Below are 22,486 nucleotides of genomic sequence, written 5' to 3' on the forward strand. Positions count from 1 at the left end.
CGCACTCACGCGCCGCCAGTGATGGTATCGACGATCCACTGCGCGCTGAACACGATGAAGATGCCGACGATGACGGTGACCAGGAGCCCCAGGCTCGCTCGTCCGGTGAAGAACATGAAACCCACGATGACGACGGCGATCACCGCGATCGTTTTGGCAAACGTGCCGGTCAGCCAGGTCTTGATGTTCTCAGCCATCGAGGTGACGCCGTCGGCCGCCTGGGCATGGGCCGGATCGGTGAGCAGGAGCGATACCGCAATGACCGCGACAAACAATGCCAGATACTGCGCGAACGTGCGCCGGCGCGGCGTCAACCATATCTTGAAATTGGTCGCTAAGGCAGTCATTCGGCTTGTCCTTTCGGTGAACTGTTGGATGCTCCCCCAAAGACCATCAATGATGCCGTCTGCGCCCCCGCACTGGTGTCCCATGCCTCTAGGACACGCGGCGAGCGAACACCCGCCGAAGGTTGCGTAAATGAGGGTTCTGGCGTCACGCGCGCGGGCAAAGCGGCGGGTTCTGGGATCGCTCGACGCCTGATCGCTGGCACGACGACACTCGACGACGCATAGACGCGGCCGACATAGCCATTTCCAAACCCGCGGGAACGACTACCCGTGTTGTACATCGACATGGCGATCGCGATGGCCGCCTCTGTAGAAGGGCTGGAGCGCGCGACGCTGAGATAGTTGGAAGCCAGCACGCGTGCGGCTGCGGCGAGATTGCGGCAGGGATCGAAGGCGTCCTCGACCGACAGGCCAAGCCACCTGAGATTTGCACTGTTGATTTGCCCCAGGCCAAGATCGATGTTGTAGCCGCGGGCGATCAGCGATCGCGCGGCTGTGGCGGCGGACGCCCGATCGCCGGGATGTGGTGCAGCGATGCCCTTCGCATTTACGCCGATGGCGTAAGGGTTGAAATGACTCTCGGTGTGGACGACCGACACAAGCGTTTCGACCGCAACTGATGGTGCGCATTGCTGCGCCAGTCCGACCACGGTTGCGAGCTCGAGGATCACTGTGGTGTGGTCCCGGGTTCGCTGGGAGACACTGGTAAGCTTTCAATATTCGCAAGCGAATAGGATTGCTGCCGCCCGTCGGTGAACGTCATCACCACCCGGCGCCGCGAAGCGGAATCACGATCATAGACCTTGGTCTTCGCAACGCCGCCACCGGAGCAGCCGGGGAATGAACCGCCCAATGCCAGACGCTCCCAGAGCTTCACCATAGGCGGCACGCAGGCGGGGTACTGGGTCGCACCGCCCGGGTTCGAGAGGCAAAGCAAAACCTAGCAGCCCAGATCGTTGGCGGACGCAGGAGCCCCCTGGGCGGACATCGCCACGATCGGCACGGCAAGGGCAAGGCGCAGGCGCTGCATCTGATTTCTCCGCTTTTCAGCGCCGCTGCATTAAAATGCGCCGACCACTCTCCGTTGAAAATCACCTCTCTTTTGAACCCGGTGAGGCAATTTCGGGCAATCCCCCCACAAAGGGGGGAGGGGAGGTAGAAGGTCGTGCAAGACGGCAGGAATGCAGGGCGGCGTTGATCGCCAGCCGCCTCTTGAGCCTCAAGTCGGAGAGACGCGAAGCGCCAATTCGCTATCGTGGGGAGCGACGCTGCTAGACGAGCGCGTCGATGTTCAGATGTCCGTCTCGGACCGCGCGAAGCACGAGCTGGGTCCGGCGACGCACGCCATACCGCCGGCGCGCACCTTCGACATATTCATGGACAGTGTCGCGGCTCAGACCCAGAATCTGTCCGATTTCCCAGTCGCTCTTGCCCTGTGCCACCAGATCAATGCAGTCGATCTGGCGCGGGCTGAGCGCTATCGGGACGTTTGCCAGTTCATCGGGACCGAGAAGGGCTCGAGCCTGGTCGAACGCAACCGTGCCAATCAATCGAGCAGAGAGAAGGTCCGGGCCTGAGATCGTCTCGTCGCCTTGCCGCGCTACGGTAAACATCGCGTCAGGCTCATCGCGCATCCTGATCGGCATAGTAAACCCAGATGCCAGTCCATGCGCGCGACCCCGTTCAAGGATCGAAAGCTGGCGGGCATTGGGCGCGATATAATCGCCGATTTGATCCCAAGTGAGCCCGGACACGGTCTTGGCGCAGGCGACGTGTACGGGATCGTCAAGATGGAGGCGCGCGTCTATTACCTCCTCGACCCAGCGCGCCGGATAGGTGGTTATCAGCAGGGCTTTTCGGGTGGTGCGTTTCAGGTCGACATTGTGCACCAATGCGAACCAGCGGAATCCGAACTGGCGCACAATCGCATCGAGCAAGGACTTGAGCTGATCGAGCGTCGTCGCCTGCCGACATTCGGCGTCGAATGCGGTGATATCGCCCAAGCGGCCAGCATCTTCGAGACTGCTCATAATGCGAACGACTCGCATTTTGTTGGCGGTTTCGTCCAGTCAGCATTCGGCGAAGCTATTGAAAAACAAGACCGGATGCTTCCAGCGACCAACTCCCCGCAAGAAAAGCACAGGTCGTCTTTTGTACGGATCGGCTGGAGTTATGACGAAAGGGCGCACGTGACACTTTATCTCCGGGCAAAGTGTCACAGCCGACAAAATGATGAATCTGCTGCAAAGGGGGATTCACTTCACCCCCTATATGTGCTTGATTCAATCCTGTTATGTTGCACGCTCCGATCATCGGTGACAGCCGCCAGCAACTGGATATGCCGTCCTTGTTGGAGATGCTTGCGCGATCCTCGTCTCGGCCGCGCTATGCCTTCATGGTGCTCAACCTGATTGCGCAGGTCTCCCGTTCCGACGGTAGCGCCGGGCCGTTGGTAGCCAAGGGCGGCGGTCTCATTCCGCTGCGTGACTGGCTTTGCGATGCGCTGACCCCGATGGGCCAGCGTGACCCCCGCCGTGTTGCCCTGGAAGAGCGGATACGGACTGATCTGGCAGTGTCGGGCATATTACCAGCCGACGTCGATCAGGCCACCGCGATCGTCGACGGCGCCATCCGTGAGCAGGTACGGGCTTCGGGCAAGACGAATGTGAGCCGGGCGGTATCGGAGCTGGTGCGCGCTGGCTTGCTCAAGCGGCACTATCAGGGCTATTGTGTCGATCATCACAATCGCGGTGCGCAGCGCCAAGCCGTCTATGTTCTGGCAGGCTGTGCGCGCGGTCTGATTGGCGGCAGACGAGAACAGCCAAGAGCCGCGCCGAGGCAGGCAGAACTAGCGTTCTGAACGCTTAGAAATCCACTAGATTTAACATAACTATTATTATCAAACCGCAATCGCCGCGCTAGATGGAGATGTCATCCCCGCCGTTGATGGCGCGTGACTTGGATAATTTTGAGCTCATCGGTAACTAATATCGCTCGAACGCGAGAAAGTGGTGCCGCGTTTGACAATCCTTGGATCAACCTCCACATTGAAACGATGAGCACCGTCAATCTTTTGCAGCGTGTCCGCACGCACGCGGGTCAACTCCTGACCGGCAAATAGCCCCGGACTCCCTTGCGGCTTCCCGCTCGAGTTCGGGGTCGCTACCTTTCACACACATACATACGAGTGCGGCGCAAGCATTTGCGCGCCCGTCACATGAAAGTATCATATCATGACCCGCCCCGCGGCGCGCCCCCCAATACATCTTTTGGACAGCGAAGCTGACCGCCTCTCCGACCTGGCTATGAGCATTGAAGACCGCCAGCCGGAGGTCAGTGCTTTGCTCCTGTCCGAGATTGAACGCGCCAAAATTCATCGTCCAGGAAAGCTGCCAACCGGGATTGTGACGATGCTTTCGACGGTCGAATTCGTCGATGAAGGGAGCGACACGCGCCGAACCCTCAAGCTGGTATTTCCGCCTGACGCAGACATCGAAGCCGGACGAATATCGATACTGACGCTCGTGGGTGCAGGCCTGATCGGATTGGCAGAAGGTCAATCGATTCTCTGGCCGGATCGCGAACATCACGAGCGACGGCTTCGGATCGTCAAGGTGACCCGGGACGGCGAACTGCCGTGACGGCCGATCGCGAATATCGAGCAGCCTGATAGTGCTAAAACTCAGTGATGCGCGATCGAGCCCTGCCCGACTTCAGACCATCATAGCGCCAAGACCCTTCGCGACGCAGCGAAGGGGTTCGTCGGCGACGTGCGTTCGCAGGCCTGTCGCCTGCGTTATAGCATGCTGAAGAATCTTCACTGAGGCACTGCCACCGCTGAGGTAGATCCCGCGATCATGAATATCGCGGGATAGCTCTGGCGGTGTCTCGTTCAAAGCGTCTCGAACAACGTCTACGATAAGAGCCGCATGGCGGTCGATAACGCCGATTAATTCTTGCGCGCTGACACAAAAAGTAGCGGGGCCTCCCGACAAAACGTTATGGCCTTTCAATTCCAGATCCGACGTATTGGATTGATCGTCAAAGAGTCGCTCAGAGATCTCCAGCTTTACGCGTTCGGCTGTTTCTTGCCCGATCAGAAACTTATGCCTGGAATGAAGATGATCGATGATAGCCTGGTTTAGGGCATGCCCGCCGATACGCACCGACCGTTGAACGCAAAGTGCACCAAGTGAGAGCACGCCGACTTCCGTCGTCCCGGCGCCACATTCTATGAGCATCGAACCTTCCGGCTCTTCCACGGGTAGTCCCGCCCCGAACGCTGCTGCGAGCGGCTCGGGCACCAGTTCAACAACGCGGACACCGGCATCGTTGGCGGTTGTTACCAAGGCGGTTCTCTCGGCATGTGTCGCATCGGCGGGCACTCCGATGATCGCGCGCGGTGATCGGAGTCGACGGCGACCGATGCTTGCATGGATCGCATGGCGCAACATTTCGCGGCCAGCTTCGATGTCGTTCAACACCCCACGGGCCAAGGGACGCGCTATGCGAAGCGGCCCCGACGTTCGACCGACCATGCGAGTGACGGCTTCACCAACAGCGAGCAACTTCGGTTCCCAGGTCTCATCGCTGAAGCAGCAAAGCGAGGGTTCTTCGAACACGATTCCAGAACCGCGCACATAGATCCGCGTGTTCGCTGTTCCAAAATCGATCGCAAGGTCGGCAGCACCTCTTTTGAGGGCTGCATGCTGTGTCGTTGTCATAAGGACGCCCTAGCAGAATCTAGCTGGTTTGTATTCCTCGTGGGCATCGCGTGCGTTAACACCACGGTAGCCCGACATGCTGCCAGCGTTCAGGTCGGTTCGCTCAGCTTGTTGTGGTGCCGCCTTTCCTTAACGATAGAAACTTCACCCTCTCAGTCTTGCTATTTATATCGTAACGCGATATATAATGAGAAGCAGAAATGGAGGGGATTGCGGTCGAGCGAGTCACCGGAATCGGTGGCGAACTGACCCGTCCACATTCGATGAACATGCTTGATATCGCTTTCGAAGCAATCACGGCAGTCTTGGGCGGTCTAGCAGCCGCACTGGTGCTTACATGGCTGGGCTGGACTGCCTTCAAGGTCGTCCGCCATCCCGAATGGGGGCCGCCAGCCATGCTGGTTTTGCTCGTGGCAGTTTCTGGTGGTGCCCTCAGATCGAGCGACTTCCTGCGCATGGTGGTTCTGTTTAGCGCAATCGCGGGCATGCTCGTTTGGGCCGAAGGCGGCGACTGGCGCGAACGCCACAAATCAAAAGGACGAAACGCGAGTCCCGATGCACACCCTTCGTCTGAGAGTGGCGCATTACCATCCACGCGGGGAGCCAAATTCCTGGATCGAAATCACCTGAAAGGATGACGTAATGCCACGTACCTTGGCCATCTATCCTGCGATCGTGGCATGCATCAACGAAACGCGCTTGCCGGAGCGACAGGAGATCGAACTGGTTGCCGCTCGCGTGTGGAATGAGACCCGGGACGCAAAGACGCGGCGGTCGTCGATGCTTGTCCCCGGATCAGCGGAGCACAGGAAAGTCCTTCGAGTTGCCGTAGTAGCGCTCGGTGTCAGAGGCGAAACTGCCATCACGAAAATGCTCGAACGACTGAACGACAGGCACACAAAGCTTTAGGGAACCGAATTCGCGGGGGAGCTTAAAACAAAGGACCGATATTGTGACAACCACCGGCCTAATCGTTGCGGCGGTAGCTGCTCTCGTCGTGCTCGGGTACATTGGTTGGATAACGCGACGCGCGAAGACAGGATCAGGCGCTGCTGCACCCCGTCAAAGACAGGGCTGATGCATTTTGTCGATCTCATGGCCGCGAACAACCGCCGTGTGCAGTTTTCTCATTGCTTTGACGGTGTTGACCATCCTCCCCCGAGGGCCAAAAAAAGCGCAATCTGATCGCGATTGATATCGGTCTGCGCGGCTGTAACGGCTTGCTCGGCAATGATCCGACTGCGCTGGGCATCCAGCGCAACCAGACCTCCCAGCTTGCCACCCCGCCGCAAAGCGGCCGTTCGCTCGGAAACCTGTACCGCGCCATCGCGTGCCGCTTTCAAATCTTCCAGTCGCACAAGATCGGCCGCATAGTTGTTCAGTGCGCTTTCCACCTCCCGCAAGGCGCTCAGCACCGTGCCGTCAAAGGCCGCGAGATTAGCGCGTGTCTGCGCCTCGCTCTGCGAAATTCGCGCCCGAATTGCGCTTCGGTGGATGTTCCTGCTGATCAATGGGCCAATGCCAAACCGATTGGTCAACGACGATAGCAGGTCTGTCGCAGCGCCGGTGGAGCCAAGCGAAGCCCCGAGTTTGATGTCGGGATAGAGCGCGGCCGTTGCTATACCGATCCGTGCCGTCGCCGCAGCCAATCGGCGTTCGGCCGCGCGAACATCGGGTCGTCGCTTGAGCAGCCCCTGTCCGTCCCCAACCGGCATCAGCGAGCGCAGCACCAACGGCGCGTGACATCCTAGCAGGCCGTGATCGAATTCTGCAGGCACCCGTCCCATCAACGTCGCAATGCGGAATACAGCGTTCCGCTGGCCTGCTTCCATGCGGGGCAAGCGCGCCCTGGTGTTTGCCAGCAGGCTTAGCTGGCGATCCTGCTCGAACTTCGGCGCACGGCCATGCGCAATCATAAGGCGGGTGAGGCGCAGGTCTTCGTCCAGTACAGCAATTAGCTGGCGAAGGTCCGCGATCTCGTGCCCGGCGTTGCAGACATCGGCATAGGCCTGCGCTGTCTGGGCCGCGACGTTGATCCGGACCAGATCGCGGGCGGCAACCGCGGCTTCGTCCTCGGCGGTGGCTGCCTCGACACCGCGCCGGATCCCGCCAAACAGGTCAAGGTCGTAACTGATCGAAAGCCCGCCATTGTAGATCTGATGTTCCGGCGGTTGGACATGTTGCATGACCGCTTCTGCTGAAGGCTGCGCCCAGCTCGTCTCCAGATTTGCGGTGCCTCCGACCTCTCGACCGGTTCGTGCCTCGGCGAGCAGCGCGTCACTGCGCTGAAGATTGGCTTCGGCAACCCGCAGGTCGGTGTTGGCGATGAGCGCTTGTTCGATCAAACGGTTCAAAACCTGGTCGTCGAATAGCTTCCACCATTGATCGGGTAGCGGATCGTTAGTGGTCCCCTGCCCGCCGGATATAAACGCGCCCTGCCCTTTTGGCGCGTTGACGAGGGCCTCGTCCGGCATCCGATAATTCGGGCCAACGGTTGCGCAGGCGGACAGGCAGAAGAGCGCGAGCGGCGCCAGCAGCCGGCGAAGGTTCACCATGGCAGGCTCCGGCGAACGGGCACATCGACAGCGCGGGCATGAACGATCACGGTCGCCGTTTGGCCCGGGATCAGCCGGACATTACTGGGCACTTTGTCGATTTTGATTCGCACAGGAATGCGCTGCGCCAATCTGACCCAGGTGAAGGACGGGTTGACGTTGGCAAGTTGTGCTTCCCCCCCGGCGCGTTCCCGATCTTCGACCCCGGCGGCGATGCTTTCGACATGACCGGTGATTTCGTCAGCGACGCCCATCAGGTAAACGCTCGCGGGATCGCCGAGATGGATAGCGGGCAATTTCGTTTCCTCGAAATACCCCTCCACCCGCAGCGACTGGCCATAGACAAGCGCGACAGCTGGCTTTCCGGCGTTCAGGTAGACGCCAGGCTGTAGCGTCATGTTCGACACCGTCCCGTCGACGGGCGCACGTACATAGGTACGATCCAGATTGAGCCGCGCCAGATTGCGCGCGGCAATGGCCTGATCCAGTCCAGTCCTAAGGGCATCGACCCGCGCCCGCCCCTGCTCGATCACCTCGGCCGCCAGCAACTCGGTCATCGAACGATTGCGACGATCCTCCCGCGCGGCCTGCGCCAGGCTCACCCGCTGGGTCGCCAGGTTCGCGTCAGCCTGATCGAGTGCCAGCTGATAGCGTGGGCGGTCGATGACCAGCAGGATCTGGCCCTTGCGCACGACCTCATCGTCACGGATGCGCACTTCGGTGACAAGCCCACTGACATCAGCGGCGACCGGCACGAGATCGGCCCGAACCTTGCCGTCACGCGTCAGCGGTTCAACCTGGTAGCGCATCCACAAGGCGTAGATTGCCGCGAGCACGATGCAGATCACCAGCGCGGTGACCGCTGTGCGCAGAAGGGAACGACGATGGATCATATCAGGATACCAGAGCACGGGAGAGGAAGTTGTCGGCAAGGAAGGTCAGAGCCCACCAAAGCGTCGCGAACAGCGCCAGCTCGAGAACGCCCGGGTGCCAAAGCAATTGGGAGAAAGGGAGGCGCTGCAGCAGATTGCGAAGACAATAAGCGAGGGTTCCCGCTACAACCGCCCAGACGAGCGCGGCTGGCATATAGATGCCAAAGAGATGCAGTTCCTCGATCATCGCGCGCGCGCACTCTCGAAAGGCAGCGCTGCCGGGAACAGGTTGCACCGCATACCGACGAGCGCCAGCAGCGCTTGATGGCGTGGCGCAAGCTGCGCGCTCGCAAGCATATCGTCGATTGCTGCATCGATCGCTTCAAGCAAAGACACCGGGGGTGACACGGCTTCACCGGCTTGTCGGCGCGCGCGAAATAAGGAGGATGTCTCAGACAGCACCATGCCGAGGGCGTGACGGACGTCATGGGGCACGGCGACCAGCGCGCGCCGGATCGGGATGATGTTCCGGCCGATACGCAGGTCGGCAAGACCATCGGTCTCGTGTAGCGCATCGCCGGCGGGCGCAACCGCCATGCGCGCCGCGATCTGTCCCAGCCGATCGACTGCCAGGCCCGTCCAGCGTTCGGCTTCGAACGGTCTGCGAATGTTAGCGAGTTGCTCGAGATCAGCCCAATTTCCCCGTACGATCCGGCGCGCCGTCCACAGCACATTGGTCGAACGAAACAACTTGGTCACGGCGAGCGTGGTCACGACACCCCCCACCTGGGCAAGCCCGGTGTTGATGAACACGGCAAAGTCCGCCTGAAAGCGCGCCAGAAAACCAAGGCCGACGATGAAACAGGAAAACATCGGTAAAGCCCGTGCGGACCGCGGCGGGTCGGCTTGGATATACCCCATCCAGAGCAGCGCTGGCGCAAGAGTGACGATCAGCATTCCGTAGCCATCGACACGCGGCAAGATCGCAAACAGGTAGAGCGCCGCCAGAGGGAATGTCATCAGCGTCGCGCCAAGGTAACGGCCAATCACGGGCGCCGGGTCGTCCTGCACCGCGAACGAGCAGGTGATTAACGCGGCAAAGGCAGCCGTGGCCGATCCATTGGGCCAGGCCAGAAGAATCCACACTGCGCAATAGAGCGCGATCGCCGTGGCTGTTGCGAGCCCAGCAAGCGCCGCGACGCTATGGTCCCGCGCAAGCGGGTAGCTTTCGCTAACCGTTTCCGGCGTGACAGGCTGTGGCCCTTCGGGCGCACCCCCAATTTGCTGGACGAGCCGGCGGCTGTCATCCAGCGCTTCCAGAAACTCAGCCACGCGCTCGCAGACGCTGACGACCAAAAGCCCCTCCCAGTCGGCTGTTTGTTCATGAAGAGCTGCCAGGGATCGACACCGATCAACAAGCGCACGCTCAACAGCGCCAGGCGTGTCGATCACGCCCCCAAGCCAGAGGATGACGTCGTCAATCAGCGCCTCAAGCGGGGCGTCGAGCGGCGAAAGCTCCCGCAGAAGGTCGAGCCGGTTTGCTGCAGCCGATGCCAGTGGCAGCACCGTTGCCAGACGTTCTTGCAGGCTCAGAACCAACCGTCGCGTTGCTGGCGCCGCGCGTTGATCAAACGGAAGGTGGATGGCGATCATGCCAAGTTCGGTCACGTCGGCGGCAAGGGTCCGACGATGCTCATATTCCAGCGCCGTATGGCGGCTTCCAAGCGCCTCGGCGGTCCAGCGGGACGCATGCGCGAGAAACGCTTCCGCCTTGCTGCGGATGACCGGGGTGGCGCTCCATGGCTGGAGCAGGGCGTGCGCGATCGAAACGCACACGATGGCCACCGTCATTTCCTCGACCCGGGATATGGTTGTGGTGAAGATATTACCCGGGTCGTCGAGATAAGGGAAACTGATCACGGCTGAGCTGAACGCTGCCATCTGGAACAGGAAGGCACGCGGCGTACGGTCGAGAACGGCAAGATAGATGCAAAAGCCTGTCCAGGCCGCCAGGCATAATATCAGAAGCTCGGGCGAATTCTGCAGGTTCGGAACTAGCGCGACCGTAACCACAGCACCCGTCACTATACCGCCGAGACGATAGAAGATCTTGGGCCTGAAGGCCCCTGCCATAGGTTGCGCGGTGACGTAGACGGTGAGAAGTGCCCACCATGGGCGCGGCAAGCTTGCGGAAAAGGCGATCGCAAGCGTAGCCGCTGCAGCAATATAACTGCTGAAGGAAAAGAGAAACTTCTGAGAGTCGATCGCGAAGAAGGGCTGCGCTGCGCCCGCGCTAGTCTGTACTGGCATGAAGATGGCTATCGCGTCGCTGTACAGACCGACGGCAAAAGCGACGGTCATTGTGAGAACATCGTCCGAAGACGAGCGCCTATTGCCTCACGGAAGCCGGTCTCCGAAGTTCAAAATATTTATGGCATAGCGCAAATATATTGCGGTACGTCTCCACGCGCATTTGGGGTGAACATCACCAGCGACCTCAGCGGAGGTGGGAAAGCGTGAACAGGAGGGTTATCGCGACACCAAAAGCAAGGATCATCACTCCAGAAATGCGCATTGCATAGCGGGCGGGATCCTCATCGGTCAGCGGTTAAGCGAGCCGGCGCATGGCATTCATGGCGCAGCACTGACCACCATCGGCGCACCAGATTCTGGCGGAACGCCAGATGGAATCCCAGAACGATCAGAATTAGCCCCAGTAGATCGATGAGTATGACAGCTGTGGGCATGGCTCGCCTCCTTTCGCCTAGTGGTCGAATTCGGCGGTGAGTCGTCGCTTCAACATGCGGACAACCCAAGATCGAGCCCTGCGATCAAATCCCTTTCATCTTCCAGGCCAACCGACAGACGCAGCAGGCCATCGCTGATGCCAGCGATGCGGCGGGCCTCATCACCCATATCTGCATGGGTCATCGTCGCAGGGTGTGCGACGAGGCTTTCGACGCCTCCGAGCGATTCCGCCAGCGTGAACATACGAACATGCGATATAAAGCGACGGACCGCCTCGACACCACCGACAAGCTCGAAGCTGAGCATCGCGCCATAGCCTCTTTGCTGACGGCGGGCGATCGTGTGGCCTGGATGGGATTTGAGACCCGGGTAATGCACCCGCGCCACTGCAGCATGATGCTCGAGATGATTGGCGATCACGGTTGCGGTCAGTTGCTGCCGTTCGATGCGAGGAAACAGCGTACGCAAGCCGCGTAAGGTGAGCCAGGCGTCAAAGGGCGCGCCGATGGAGCCGACGACATTCGCCCATTTACGCAGCACCTCGACCTGTGCGGGATCAGCCGCGATGATCGCGCCACCGATAACGTCGGAGTGGCCATTCAGATATTTGGTCGTGGAATGAATGACGTAATCGGCACCGAGCGTCAGCGGTCGCTGCAGCGCGGGCGAAAGGAAGGTGTTGTCGACAGCAACCGCGGCACCGGCACTTTTGGCCTTGGCGGCGATCGCCGCTATATCGACGATCCGCATGAGGGGGTTGCTCGGGGTTTCGATCAGAACGAGGGCCGGCACGTCCTCAAGCGCGGCATCGAGTGCCCTGTCATTCGACTGATCGACGAAGACGACCTGAAACTGGCGGCGTTCGGCGCGCGCATTCAACAGGCGATAGGTGCCGCCGTAGCAATCGTGAGGCGCGAGGACGAGATCATCGGGGCCAAATTGACCAAGAAGAAGATCGATCGCGGCCATGCCGCTCGAGGTAATGACGGCCCCCGCGCCACCCTCAAGCTTTGCAAGTGCGTCGGCGAGCAGATCGCGGCTAGGATTGCCGGATCGGCCATAATCATGAGCACGCGGTTGGTCATAGCCTTCGAACGTATAGGTGCTGGACATGTAGAGCGGCGGCGTTACCGCGCCGAAGGCCGTATCGCTCGCGACTCCATGCGAGGCAGCGATTGTTTCCAGAGCAGGGCGCCCCGGGGAAAGATTCTCAGTCATTGCGCTGGCGCCCTTCGCTCACTTCGCGGCGGGACACTCCCGAGCGAGACACCTTTGTCCCAGGATCTGGATGTGCCCTGGAGAGTCGGTTTTCGTCATTATCTGCACAACCTCAACATTGTGGCCCCCGCGCGCTCCGGTCTGCCAAAGCAGAATCCTCTCCGGGCGCGTTTATTGGGGGGCAATTCGTATGCGAACAGGTTGACGGTAACATGAGCATAAGACAAACGAGTATTATTGCCGGTTAATAGCAATATTTTTGTGGATTTACCTGCGTGGAGCCACCCTAACCGAATTTGGCCAATAGATCCGCAAGGAGAGGTTTCAGCCGACGGATCTCCTCGCAATGGGTCGCAGATAAAGCAGCGAGCATCGTTTCCGCCTTAGGTGTGAGCCGAAGCATTGCCCGACGGCGGTCGACGCTTGCCTCGTGCCGGGTAACCAGCTCAAGCGCCTCCAGTCGATCAACCAGTCCGGTTGCGCTATGCGGCTTGAGGATAAGCCGCTCGGCGATAATGCCGACGGTCACCTCGGCCGGAGACGCCGCGCGGATTGCCAATAAGGCCTGATGCTGTTGGGGCGTGAGACCAACATTCGTCGCATTCGCCTCGCTGAATGCCTGGAAACGACGCAACGCATGGCGAAAGTCGGCCAGCGCAATGTAATCCTCATCCGTCAACGCAACGCTATTTGTCATGCAACCCCATCTCACCCATTGAATTATATCGCACTGCGATATAACGGATCGCCCACACCGTATCAAAGGCGATTCATGACGTCCGCAGCAAAAGCCATATCAGAAACACATCGTCTGGCCGACCATAGCGCGAATTGGCGCATGCTCATGCTCGCCGCCATGGCGCTCGTCGTCGGCACGGGCGGCGCGCTCGGCGCCTGGATCCTGATCCGCCTGATCGCGATCGCTACCAACCTGTTCTGGTTTGGGCGGCTTTCGGCGCAATCGGTGTCTATAACCGATACCACCGTCGGATTGTGGATCATCGCCATTCCGATCATCGGGAGCCTGATCGTCGGGCTGATGGCCCGCTATGGCTCCGATAAAATTCGTGGGCATGGTATCCCCGAGGCGATCGAGACGATCTTGTATGGCGAGAGCCGGTTGTCGCTCAAGGTCGCGATCCTGAAGCCGCTTTCGTCTGCGGTATCGATCGGCAGCGGCGGCCCCTTCGGCGCGGAAGGACCGATCATCATGACCGGCGGCGCGATCGGATCGCTGTTCGCGCAATGCTTTCATCTGAGCGCGGCCGAGCGCAAGACATTGCTCGTGGCCGGCGCCGCAGCCGGGATGACGGCGATCTTTGGTACGCCGCTCGCCGCGATTCTGCTGGCGATCGAGGTGCTGCTCTTCGAATGGAAACCCCGCAGCTTCGTGCCGGTCGTGGTCGGTGTTATAGTTGCGTTTGCATGGCGCCCCTGGCTGATTGGCAGCGGCGCCATGTTTCCGTTTGTCGCGCTCACCCCGACGGGCCTTTGGCCAATCGCGGCGGCGGCGGGCGTTGGTATTGTCGTGGGACTCGAGGCGGCCCTGCTCTCGACATCCCTCTACCGCGTCGAGGATCTGTTTCACCGACTGCCAGTTCACTGGATGTGGTGGCCGGCAATCGGCGCCATCGTGGTTGGTTTCGGCGGCCTGATCGATGCCCATGTGCTGGGCGCAGGTTATCAGAGCATCCAGGCCTTGCTGGACGGGTCGCTGACAACGCGGGTCGTCGTTGCGCTGCTCGTCGTCAAGGCGGTCGTCTGGCTCGTAGCGCTGGGTTCGGGGACATCGGGCGGTGTGCTGGCGCCGTTGCTGATTTTGGGCGGCGCGGCCGGGTGTCTGCTCGGACATCTCCTGCCAGGTGGCCCCGGCTTCTGGGCCATGATCGGCATGGCAGGCATCATGAGTGGTGCCATGCGGGCGCCCATTACCGGCGCCCTTTTTGCCGCTGAACTCACGGGCCATTTCGACGCTCTGCCGCTTACCGTCACGGCGGCAGCCTGCGCATATGCCGTCAGCGTCCTGTTGATGCGTCGATCGATCCTGACCGAAAAAATTGCGCGGCGGGGTCGCCACATTCTCCAGGAATACAGCGTTGATCCACTGGACCTCGTGCAAGCCGCTCAATTGATGACACGCGATCCCGCCACGCTTCCGGGTACAATGACGATCGCTACGGCCGCAACCTTCTTTGCCGATGGTGCGGATCATCGTAGCTATCCCGTTGTCGATGACGATAATGCGCTGCTTGGCCTCGTCTCCCGAACGGATGCCTTGCGGTGGCAGGTTGGCGAGCATCCCGCCGATACCAGCCTTGCCGAAACGCTCTCCGACGCATCGCTTCTTGTCGCCTACCCCGCGACGCCGATCGGCGTGGTGGCCGACCTCATGGTCGATTCCGGGGTCGGCCGGATACCGATCGTCGAACCGGGCAGCCGCCGCGTCGTCGGCATTCTTTCCCGCCAGGATCTGTTGAAGGCACGCAGCGCGCATCGCCAATCGGAAACCGGTCGTGCCCGTTTTGTCAGTCCGTCGAGCAAAGCGCCAGAAACTGCACTGTAGAACGGCATAGAAGCCTCTCGGGAATCAGTGCTTATCAAGTTCGCGACGGATCGAGATTTGTGCGACCCGCGCGCCTTCGCCGTGCAGCGCCGTCGTCCAGACGATGTCCGCAGCGTAATAATCATCGATAGTGGTCCTCTGGGAGTAGACGCACTCGATCACTTCAGGATTACGGCGTTGCAGCTGGCAGCGCGCACCAGCACGCACCAATATCGCTTGGGCATCCGGTAGCGGCATGCCGATCGGTAGGGCGGCGGCGACAGCAGCTTGCGCTGCCGGCAATTGGTCCGTTTGGCCAAAAGCTGTCTCAATGTCCGCGAACCGCAAAGTCGGAGCGGCCGGATGCTCAGGGGTGCCAGCATATACTGCGGAGGTAGCCAAGCCGACAACCAGAACTGGTAGCCACTGCGGCGATATAAGCCACGAGCGCACGGTCTAGGCGCTGGCCAAGGCAGGCGTGCGCGACATGATCGCTTCATCGACTGCCTCGTTTATCAGAATGGCGAGCTTCGCGCCAGCAAAGCGGGCGCTCGGAAGATGCCACACTCTGCCAACGACGTAGGCCTTGCGGTCGATCTCGACCTCTTCACCGCACGAAGGCAGGGCGTCAAAATGCATTGCGCCCTTGTCTTTGGCGGTACCGACGTCAACGCCGTGATAGACGGTGATGAGCATTTCTCTTTCTCCAGAAGGGGGATGATGATCAAAATGACGGAATGAGAATAATCACCTTGACGGTGACATCCCCTTGAGCCGCGCGTGCATGCGCAAGCACGCGGCGGATATCGCCAGCGGTTCCAGAACATGCCTCGCCGAAACTGCATCGTCGCTGCCGGGCCCGTAGATCCAGATGCGATCGGGCAGATCCGCATCGCGTTCCATCCAGTGGCCCGGTGGAACGAGGGTCGCCGCCGCTGCCTTCTCGCCGGAATATCGTAGCGCGCGAACGCGGCTACCGTCGCCATAGCGCCAAACCGCTATCTCAAGTTCTTCCAGATCCACCAGTCCGGGAAATACCGTTCGGGCAATTCGACCGTCCAGTTCCCGGCTGGCCGCGCTTGTCGCCTCGCAAAGGTGGGCGAGATCCCGGCATTCTCGGGCCAGGTTCGAGGTTCCTGCAGCACAGAGCGTCTGATCGCTCACAATATATTCTCGTCATCATCATCGTCGCGGACATGAGCCTTACCCACGGGGATGCGCGAGACTGGCTCGCAAACACTTTGCAGGAGGCCGTCGCCGATAGCGTAGATAAGCCCATGTACCGTCAGGTCGTGACCATCTCGCCATGCTTGCTCGACCACAGCATTGGCGCAGACCTGCTCAACCTGGGCGATGACGTTGAGCTCGCACAGTCGATCCTCGCGTGCCTGCTCATCCGGTAAAGCATGAAGCGCAGTGCGATGTTGCCAGTATAGGGCTCTGACGGGTGCAAGCCACGAACCGATTGCGTCGTTCGCAACGGCATTTCGAGCCGCGCGAATGCCCCCGCAGCCATAATGCCCCACCACCAGAACATGCCGGACGCGGAGCACATTGACGGCAAACAAAAGAGCGGCGTTGAAATTGGTATCGCTGGCCGGCACGAGATTGGCGATGTTGCGGTGGACGAACATTTCGCCTGGATCGAGATCGACAATCTCGGTTGCTGGAACGCGACTATCTGAACAACCCACCCAGAAATATCGCGGGCTCTGTTGACCGACGAGGCGTGCGAAAAAGCGAGGGTCGCTTTGGGTCTTCCGGCCCGCCCATTGCCGGTTTCGTTCAAGCAAATCGGCGATATCATCATTGCCGGCTTGTACGACTGATTCAGGCTGCAGCGGGTTGCTCACCGGCCGAACCTCCCTCGAGATCGACGATCCGCAAATATGGTTTGAGCGTCGCGTAGCCTTGTGGGAATTGTCGCGAGGCTTCCTCGTCCGACAGTTTCGGAGAGACGATGACTGGGTCGCCAGGCTTCCAATTCACAGGCGTCGCGACGCTGCGTCGGTCGGTCAATTGCAGGCTGTCGATCGTCCGCAGAATCTCGACGAAATTGCGCCCCGTGCTTGGCGGATATGTGAGGATGAGGCGGACTTTTTTTAGCGGATCAATGACGAAGACGGACCGCACGGTGACGGTCGGATCGCTCATCGGATGGATCATGCCATAGAGCTGCGCGACCGTTTGATCGTTGTCAGCGAGCATCGGGAAGTTGACCTGCTGCCCTTGAGTAGACTCGATATCGGCCTCCCAGATGCGGTGCGCTTCGACAGGATCGATCGAGAGGCCGATAACCTTGACATCTCGCCTGTCCCACTCCGACTTGAGCCGACCAACCTCGGCCAACTCGGTCGTGCAAACCGGCGTAAAGTCCTTGGGATGACTGAAGAGAACGCCCCACGAGTCTCCAAGCCATTCATGGAAACGAATGCGTCCTTCGGTGCTGTTCTGATCAAAATCAGGCGCTAATTGTCCGAGCTGAATACTCATGCTCATTCCTCATTTTTGCTTGGCTCCTTATCCGCGCGCAATACGCCTCCAACAAACGAATGTTATTGGTTGTTTGCAGCGATATTTTTGCGGAAAAAAACCGAGGCGCTTATTGGGTCTGGTCGACCCGAGCCGCACCCGCCCCGTCGAGATTGCGCGAAACGAAATCCCAGTTGACCACTTTAGACAGCAGTTCTTGTGCAAATTTTGGTCGTGCGTTGCGGTAATCGATATAATAGGCGTGTTCCCAGACATCGATGGTCAGCAACGGCGTCATGCCGTGCACGATCGGCGTATCGGCATCGTGAAGCGATGTGATCCTGAGCTTGTCTCCTTCGAGTATCAGCCAGGCCCAGCCGCTCGCGAAGTGACCGACAGCCTCAGCCGCCAGTTTTTGAATTAAATTTTGATGCGAACCAAAGTCGCTCTCGATCATCTTCAAGAGCTTCTCCGACGGCTTGGTCGAGTCCATGGGTGCGAGGCATTGCCAGAAGAAACTGTGATTCCAGACTTGGGCTGCATTGTTGAACAGCGGCTTGTCACCACCTTCTTTCGCAAACGCCGCAATATCGATGATCGTTTTACCCGCCAGACCCTTTTCGTCGATCCAACCATTGACCTTATCGACATAGGCTTTGTGATGTTTGCCATGATGATAGTCAAAGCTTTCAGCCGAGAGCACAGGTTCAAGAGCGGACCGATCGAAGGGAAGTGGGGGAAGCGTAAATGGCATGACAGTTAACTCCATGGATGATGCCCAATATGTGGCGATGCCGGCATGCTGCTTCCACGCTCTGTCGGATCACGCATTTTACCGTCGATCGCGAGGGGCTTCGTCACCGTCCGGTCATCGCGTAGGTGCGTGCTGTGAGGTTTTGCCTTGGGCCGTTTCGCGCCGGCGACAGGAAGGTCTGTCATTTGACCGATTGGTGGAAGCAACGAGCGCTTTAAGGGCGGCACGGCATCTTGTTGGCTTGTAGGTCGGCGGAAAAGAGCCCTGGCGCCATCGTCGGCGAGGAAAAACGCCGCGACCGGGACCGCGATCACGATCGCCAATGTAATCGTATCCGCACTGACGATTTCGCTCGCGCAAAGCCAGTATATGAGCTGCCCTCCTGCAGCGCACGCGACCGTTAAAAGGATCGGCCACCAGCGGCGAAAAGGGCGCGACGACGGAGCAGGCCGGATCGGTCCGGGATATTTCATGGTGGCGTGCCTCCTTGCCGACCCCTCGTTCCTCCTGCTATTGTCATCATGCAAATGAATATAATTGTTATTTAACCAGAAAATGAGTGCTGGATGGATATCGGAGTTGCGCGGACATTTCTGGAAGTTGTGAAAACGGGCACGTTTGTGAACGCGGCTGCCAATCTCAATCTCACCCAGACAGCGGTGAGTGCCCGAATCCGCGTGCTCGAAGAGCAGCTCGATCGGCCGGTCTTCATCCGTAACAAATCAGGCGCGAAGCTTACCCCGGCCGGGGAGCAATTCTTGCGATTTGCGACTACCCTTGTGCAAGTGTGGGAGCGCGCGCGCAGGTCGGTCGCATTGCCTCCCGGGCGCGAGAGCGTGGTGACCATCGGCGCTGAGCTCAGCTTGTGGAGCCCATTGCTACGTCACTGGCTGTTGTGGATGCGCCGCGAATGTCCCGAGTTCGCGGTAAGCACGCAGATCGATAGCGCGGGAAGTCTCATGGAGCAGGTCCAGGATGGCTCTCTCGATGTCGCGATCCTCTATGGCGCACCACGCCGCCCCGGTGTGATTGCAGAACTGCTTTTCGAAGAAAAACTGGTGTTGGTGCGCACCACGCCTACCGATCGGGTGCTAGGCGCTGAAGATCATGTCCTTATCGACTGGGGCGAAGAATTCGCTGCGAGCTATCAGGCGGCGTATCCCGATCAACCCAATTCCGTCGTTGCAATCAGCTACGGTCCGCTGGCCCTCGACTATATCCTCGCCACCGGTGGAACCGGTTACTTCCGCAAAGGCTTCGTACGGTCCTATCTCGAGGAAGGCCGGCTCGCGCTGGTGCCCGATAGTCCCGAGTTCTCTTATTCTGCCTATGCCGTGCATTCCACCAAGGCCGACGAAGGCGTCATGGCGCGCATTAGAACCGGTTTGCGGGCCGCTGCGGCTATTGCGTCATGAACGACGAGCCTGCCTCCCCTGTATGTTATGCATCCCAAGGCGATGACATCTACATGGGCTATGGTGGCCGTGACGAGATCGCTGCCGCGCTCAATGTCTTGCTAGAGGCCGAGCGCGCAGGGGCGCGTGTTACCCTCGAAAGCGCAAACGACGCCCGTCATCCGCCGACGAAGCATCTGATAAAGGCGGTCTATGAGGATGAAGCAAAGTGGTGCGGGATGCTGTCTGCCCAGATCAAGCGTATTGGGGTGATCCCATCTACGCATTGTGGCGCATTCTATGACAAGGCCATGGCCATCGCCGATTCACATGAACGACTCGCGTTCCTCAATCGCGGCCAGGCCTGGGTGGTGCGCAAGCTAGAAGAGCTGCTTCCACGCGTGCGCGACGATATTCTGCATGCTGCTCTGAGCGAGATGAGGGCCAGCCATGTCGAGAATATCCAGCGCACGGAAGAGTGCATCGCCGAGACGAAAACCTGAGCCGGGCCCATGGCTATCCCACCCCCAGTCCGGATCAAACGCGTCTATGCTCCTCCCGCTGAAAGCGATGGTAGCCGGATCCTTGTCGACCGGCTCTGGCCCCGCGGTCTGGGACGAGACACGGCAGCTTTAACGTCGTGGTGCAAGAGTATCGCCCCGAGTACTGAACTGCGCAAATGGTTTGGTCATGATCCGCAGCGTTGGGCTGAATTCAACCGCCGCTATTGCCAGGAGCTGGATGCCAACGGCGCTGCGGTCACTGAACTGGCGTCACTGCTCGATCGGGGGCCCGGCATTCTGCTGTACGCAGCCCATGACGAGCAACACAATCACGCGATCGTCCTTGCAGACTATATGGCAAAGCATCGCTGAACCGGCTTGGCGGTTCGCAATGGCCACAACACCCCATTTTAACCGGTCTGGGGCAAATCCCGATTCCTTGCGGCGCTAAATAGCATCCCAAGTTCTGCCGGTTTTGTGATGAGATCTGCCAGCGTGTAACCGTCCAGCACGTTTAGAAACGCGGCCAGCGCCTGCCGCAAAGCGCCCGTCAGCCCGCAAGCCGGGGCGATGATGCACTCACCGCAATCGACCAGGTCGAAACCATCCTCGGTGTGCCGTATGACCGCGCCCACTTTGATTTCCACTGCAGGCCTGGCGAGCTTGATGCCGCCAAAGCGGCCCCGTGCACTGGCCAGATAGCCCGCGTTCACCAGATCGTTGACCACTTTCATCAGGTGATTCTGCGAGATGTCATAGGCGCGCGATATCTCGGCGATGGAGCACAACGCATCGGGCCGCGCGCCCAGGTAAATGAGCACCCGCAGGGCATAGTCCGTGTAGCGCGTAAGCCGCATGCAATCTCCTTGCATTCATATATGCATTTCTCTTGCATCTTTCAAAGCCGCCTTATAGATGCATTCTTGATACATGAATTGGAGTCGGTCGATGGACGACGGGAATGAGATCACGGAGGAAGGCCTCAAGCGGCTTGTCTCCCTGTTCTACGAGCGCGTCCGCGAAGACGAATCGCTGGGTCCGATCTTCAACGATGCGATCGAAAACTGGCCCGAACATCTCGACAAGCTGGTTACCTTCTGGTCGTCGGTGATGCTGACCACTGGCCGCTACAAGGGCAACCCCGTGGCCGCGCATCTCAAGCACCGGACGCGCATAAGTCCCGAGCTGTTCCAGCGCTGGCTGGCGCTTTGGAACAGCACCACGGCCGAGGTGTTGGAGCCCGGTGCAGCCGCTGCGCTGCAGAGCAAGGCCGCGCGGATCGCAGAAAGCCTGCAACTGGCGCTCTTCTTCAAGCTCGATACAAAAACCAAACCAGACCGCGCGGCGGCCTGACCGTCAAGGAATCCGTCATGCCAACCGCTCCCTTTGTTGACCTTAGCGTCCACTGCAAACCGCGCGGTCCGTCCGATCGCATCGCGCTGGCCTTCACCAAGATACTGCGGTTCACGGCCGACACATTCTTCGCCAAGCGCTACGGCCACCGTGCCATCGTGCTTGAGACTGTAGCGGCGGTGCCGGGCATGGTCGGCGCAACGCTGACGCACCTGCGTTGCCTGCGGCGCATGTGCGATGACAAGGGCTGGATCCGCACCTTGATGGAGGAAGCGGAGAACGAACGGATGCACCTGATGACCTTCATCGAGGTGGCCAAGCCGACGATGTTCGAGCGGCTCGTGATTCTGGCCGTTCAGTGGGTCTTCTACCTCGCCTTCTTCACGCTCTACCTGGTCAGCGCCAAGACCGCACACCGCGTGGTCGGATATTTCGAGGAAGAGGCGGTGATCAGCTACACGCTCTATCTCGCCGAACTTGACGAGGGCCGTTCCCCCAATGGCCCGGCGCCAGCAATCGCGCGGCATTATTGGAAGCTTGGAGACGATGCGACCTTGCGCGACGTGGTGCTCCTGGTCCGCGCCGATGAGGCACATCACCGCGATATCAATCATAGCTTTGCAAACGAACTAGCCGGATTGCCGGTCAACCATGCGGCGGTGGCGCCCTATCCGGACCACGCCGACGACATTCGGTTGGCAGCCTGACATGGCCGAACCCTATCGCTCAACCCCGGTGTTCGACGAGACCAGCCTCCCTGCGGCGCTGCGCGCGCGACACACGACCAAGGCCGGGGTCTGGGGCATGGTTCGCGTGCTCGAAGGCACAGTGAAACTGACCTATCTCGAGCCGACTTCCGAACTTCTGCTTGATCCCGACACCCCGGGACCATTGCTTCCCGAACAGCCCCATTTTGTCGAACCAATCGGCGCGATGAAGATGCGGGTCGATTTCTACAGTGAACCGCCGGGCGGCTAACCCCGCCCGCCCCAGCCTACCCCATT

27 protein-coding genes and 1 pseudogene are annotated in these 22,486 nt (G+C 59.8%); 10 read left to right on the forward strand and 18 right to left on the reverse strand.

From position 1 onward, the window contains the following. Positions 1-5: 5 nt before the first annotated feature. The 4 genes and pseudogenes from ACODSN_RS12935 to ACODSN_RS12950 form a co-directional block, all read right to left on the reverse strand. On the reverse strand, positions 6-347 hold the full coding sequence (locus ACODSN_RS12935) for a TrbC/VirB2 family protein (RefSeq protein ID WP_489055933.1): 342 nt from the start codon (positions 345-347) through the stop codon (positions 6-8). Continuing rightward, complete coding sequence (locus ACODSN_RS12940) at positions 344-1,018, reverse strand: lytic transglycosylase domain-containing protein (RefSeq protein ID WP_489055934.1); 675 nt, start codon at positions 1,016-1,018, stop codon at positions 344-346. Before ACODSN_RS12940 ends, ACODSN_RS12935 begins: the two co-directional genes overlap by 4 nt. Continuing rightward, a pseudogene (locus ACODSN_RS12945) lies at positions 1,015-1,377 on the reverse strand (hypothetical protein). Before ACODSN_RS12945 ends, ACODSN_RS12940 begins: the two are co-directional and overlap by 4 nt. Before the next feature lie 241 nt (positions 1,378-1,618). Next, positions 1,619-2,377 carry an autoinducer binding domain-containing protein gene (locus tag ACODSN_RS12950; protein ID WP_489055935.1) on the reverse strand — a complete coding sequence of 253 codons (759 nt, stop codon included), beginning with the start codon at positions 2,375-2,377 and terminating at the stop codon, positions 1,619-1,621. 263 nt (positions 2,378-2,640) lie between these two features. On the opposite strand from ACODSN_RS12950, the gene ACODSN_RS12955 reads away from it, so the two are divergent. Then, positions 2,641-3,207 carry a hypothetical protein gene (locus ACODSN_RS12955; protein WP_489055936.1) on the forward strand — a complete coding sequence of 189 codons (567 nt, stop codon included), beginning with the start codon at positions 2,641-2,643 and terminating at the stop codon, positions 3,205-3,207. 373 nt (positions 3,208-3,580) lie between these two features. Continuing rightward, entirely contained in the window at positions 3,581-3,988 is a 408-nt protein-coding gene (gene rnk / locus ACODSN_RS12960; protein ID WP_169574392.1) for a nucleoside diphosphate kinase regulator, read from the forward strand. A gap of 72 nt (positions 3,989-4,060) precedes the next feature. Here the strand turns inward: rnk and ACODSN_RS12965 are convergent, their stop codons facing one another. Continuing rightward, a complete protein-coding gene (locus ACODSN_RS12965; protein WP_169574391.1) occupies positions 4,061-5,071 on the reverse strand; it encodes a rod shape-determining protein in 1,011 nt (336 codons plus the stop codon). Positions 5,072-5,271: 200 nt separating this feature from the next. Here ACODSN_RS12965 and ACODSN_RS12970 point away from each other — a divergent pair, with 200 nt between their 5' ends. Beyond that, positions 5,272-5,709: a hypothetical protein gene (locus ACODSN_RS12970; RefSeq protein ID WP_033965537.1), complete on the forward strand. Its 438-nt coding sequence runs from the start codon at positions 5,272-5,274 to the stop codon at positions 5,707-5,709. A 489-nt stretch (positions 5,710-6,198) separates the two neighbouring features. Here ACODSN_RS12970 and ACODSN_RS12975 read toward each other — a convergent pair whose 3' ends face one another. The 6 genes from ACODSN_RS12975 to ACODSN_RS13000 form a co-directional block, all read right to left on the reverse strand. Then, positions 6,199-7,626 (reverse strand): efflux transporter outer membrane subunit, encoded by a 1,428-nt coding sequence (locus tag ACODSN_RS12975; protein WP_489055937.1) that lies wholly within the window; start codon positions 7,624-7,626, stop codon positions 6,199-6,201. Next, a complete protein-coding gene (locus tag ACODSN_RS12980; RefSeq protein WP_169574390.1) occupies positions 7,620-8,519 on the reverse strand; it encodes an efflux RND transporter periplasmic adaptor subunit in 900 nt (299 codons plus the stop codon). Before ACODSN_RS12980 ends, ACODSN_RS12975 begins: the two co-directional genes overlap by 7 nt. A 1-nt stretch (position 8,520) precedes the next feature. Next, a complete protein-coding gene (locus tag ACODSN_RS12985; RefSeq protein WP_169574389.1) occupies positions 8,521-8,745 on the reverse strand; it encodes a DUF1656 domain-containing protein in 225 nt (74 codons plus the stop codon). Then, a complete protein-coding gene (locus tag ACODSN_RS12990; RefSeq protein ID WP_169574459.1) occupies positions 8,742-10,808 on the reverse strand; it encodes an FUSC family protein in 2,067 nt (688 codons plus the stop codon). Before ACODSN_RS12990 ends, ACODSN_RS12985 begins: the two co-directional genes overlap by 4 nt. Positions 10,809-11,294: 486 nt before the next feature. Then, on the reverse strand, positions 11,295-12,464 hold the full coding sequence (gene metB, locus ACODSN_RS12995; RefSeq protein ID WP_033965542.1) for a cystathionine gamma-synthase: 1,170 nt from the start codon (positions 12,462-12,464) through the stop codon (positions 11,295-11,297). A gap of 286 nt (positions 12,465-12,750) precedes the next feature. After that, positions 12,751-13,161, reverse strand: a complete 411-nt coding sequence (locus ACODSN_RS13000; RefSeq protein WP_033965543.1) for a MarR family winged helix-turn-helix transcriptional regulator — start codon at positions 13,159-13,161, stop codon at positions 12,751-12,753. Between the two features lie 75 nt (positions 13,162-13,236). Here ACODSN_RS13000 and ACODSN_RS13005 point away from each other — a divergent pair, with 75 nt between their 5' ends. Then, positions 13,237-15,027 carry a chloride channel protein gene (locus tag ACODSN_RS13005; RefSeq protein ID WP_334685374.1) on the forward strand — a complete coding sequence of 597 codons (1,791 nt, stop codon included), beginning with the start codon at positions 13,237-13,239 and terminating at the stop codon, positions 15,025-15,027. Positions 15,028-15,051: 24 nt separating this feature from the next. Here ACODSN_RS13005 and ACODSN_RS13010 read toward each other — a convergent pair whose 3' ends face one another. The 6 genes from ACODSN_RS13010 to ACODSN_RS13035 all read right to left on the reverse strand — a co-directional run bounded on the left by ACODSN_RS13010 (position 15,052) and on the right by ACODSN_RS13035 (position 18,232). Beyond that, on the reverse strand, positions 15,052-15,354 hold the full coding sequence (locus ACODSN_RS13010) for a hypothetical protein (RefSeq protein WP_340266519.1): 303 nt from the start codon (positions 15,352-15,354) through the stop codon (positions 15,052-15,054). Between the two features lie 108 nt (positions 15,355-15,462). Next, the gene (locus tag ACODSN_RS13015) at positions 15,463-15,702 is read right to left on the reverse strand and encodes a hypothetical protein (RefSeq protein ID WP_133722797.1); all 240 of its coding nucleotides are present in this window, start codon (positions 15,700-15,702) and stop codon (positions 15,463-15,465) included. 51 nt (positions 15,703-15,753) lie between these two features. Beyond that, positions 15,754-16,170, reverse strand: coding sequence for a hypothetical protein (locus ACODSN_RS13020; protein WP_169574387.1), 417 nt, complete (start codon positions 16,168-16,170; stop codon positions 15,754-15,756). Next, positions 16,167-16,859 (reverse strand): carbonic anhydrase, encoded by a 693-nt coding sequence (locus ACODSN_RS13025; RefSeq protein WP_328804677.1) that lies wholly within the window; start codon positions 16,857-16,859, stop codon positions 16,167-16,169. The genes ACODSN_RS13020 and ACODSN_RS13025 overlap by 4 nt, the downstream gene beginning before the upstream one ends. Next, the gene (locus tag ACODSN_RS13030; RefSeq protein WP_133722795.1) at positions 16,837-17,499 is read right to left on the reverse strand and encodes a peroxiredoxin; all 663 of its coding nucleotides are present in this window, start codon (positions 17,497-17,499) and stop codon (positions 16,837-16,839) included. Before ACODSN_RS13030 ends, ACODSN_RS13025 begins: the two co-directional genes overlap by 23 nt. 109 nt (positions 17,500-17,608) lie before the next feature. Beyond that, positions 17,609-18,232: a superoxide dismutase gene (locus ACODSN_RS13035; RefSeq protein ID WP_340266527.1), complete on the reverse strand. Its 624-nt coding sequence runs from the start codon at positions 18,230-18,232 to the stop codon at positions 17,609-17,611. A 566-nt stretch (positions 18,233-18,798) separates the two neighbouring features. On the opposite strand from ACODSN_RS13035, the gene ACODSN_RS13040 reads away from it, so the two are divergent. From ACODSN_RS13040 to ACODSN_RS13050, 3 genes are read left to right on the forward strand one after another with little or no spacing between them, the layout of a single operon-like run. Continuing rightward, positions 18,799-19,647 (forward strand): LysR family transcriptional regulator, encoded by an 849-nt coding sequence (locus ACODSN_RS13040; protein WP_169574385.1) that lies wholly within the window; start codon positions 18,799-18,801, stop codon positions 19,645-19,647. Next, positions 19,644-20,129 carry a DUF6306 domain-containing protein gene (locus ACODSN_RS13045; RefSeq protein WP_133722791.1) on the forward strand — a complete coding sequence of 162 codons (486 nt, stop codon included), beginning with the start codon at positions 19,644-19,646 and terminating at the stop codon, positions 20,127-20,129. Before ACODSN_RS13040 ends, ACODSN_RS13045 begins: the two co-directional genes overlap by 4 nt. A 9-nt stretch (positions 20,130-20,138) precedes the next feature. After that, positions 20,139-20,501 (forward strand): DUF488 domain-containing protein, encoded by a 363-nt coding sequence (locus tag ACODSN_RS13050; RefSeq protein ID WP_133722790.1) that lies wholly within the window; start codon positions 20,139-20,141, stop codon positions 20,499-20,501. 38 nt (positions 20,502-20,539) lie between these two features. Here ACODSN_RS13050 and ACODSN_RS13055 read toward each other — a convergent pair whose 3' ends face one another. Next, positions 20,540-20,986 (reverse strand): Rrf2 family transcriptional regulator, encoded by a 447-nt coding sequence (locus tag ACODSN_RS13055; RefSeq protein ID WP_133722789.1) that lies wholly within the window; start codon positions 20,984-20,986, stop codon positions 20,540-20,542. Positions 20,987-21,077: 91 nt separating this feature from the next. Between ACODSN_RS13055 and ACODSN_RS13060 the strand changes: the two genes are divergently transcribed. Genes ACODSN_RS13060 through ACODSN_RS13070 form a run of 3 tightly spaced genes read left to right on the forward strand, consistent with a single transcriptional unit; the run spans position 21,078 to position 22,460 of the window. Continuing rightward, a complete protein-coding gene (locus ACODSN_RS13060) occupies positions 21,078-21,482 on the forward strand; it encodes a group III truncated hemoglobin (protein ID WP_137903130.1) in 405 nt (134 codons plus the stop codon). 17 nt (positions 21,483-21,499) lie between these two features. Then, positions 21,500-22,189 carry an alternative oxidase gene (locus ACODSN_RS13065; RefSeq protein ID WP_133722787.1) on the forward strand — a complete coding sequence of 230 codons (690 nt, stop codon included), beginning with the start codon at positions 21,500-21,502 and terminating at the stop codon, positions 22,187-22,189. Between the two features lies 1 nt (position 22,190). Continuing rightward, positions 22,191-22,460 (forward strand): TehB family protein, encoded by a 270-nt coding sequence (locus ACODSN_RS13070; RefSeq protein WP_133722786.1) that lies wholly within the window; start codon positions 22,191-22,193, stop codon positions 22,458-22,460. Positions 22,461-22,486 lie beyond the last annotated feature (26 nt).

The organism is Sphingobium sp. FG11, assembly GCF_057809915.1.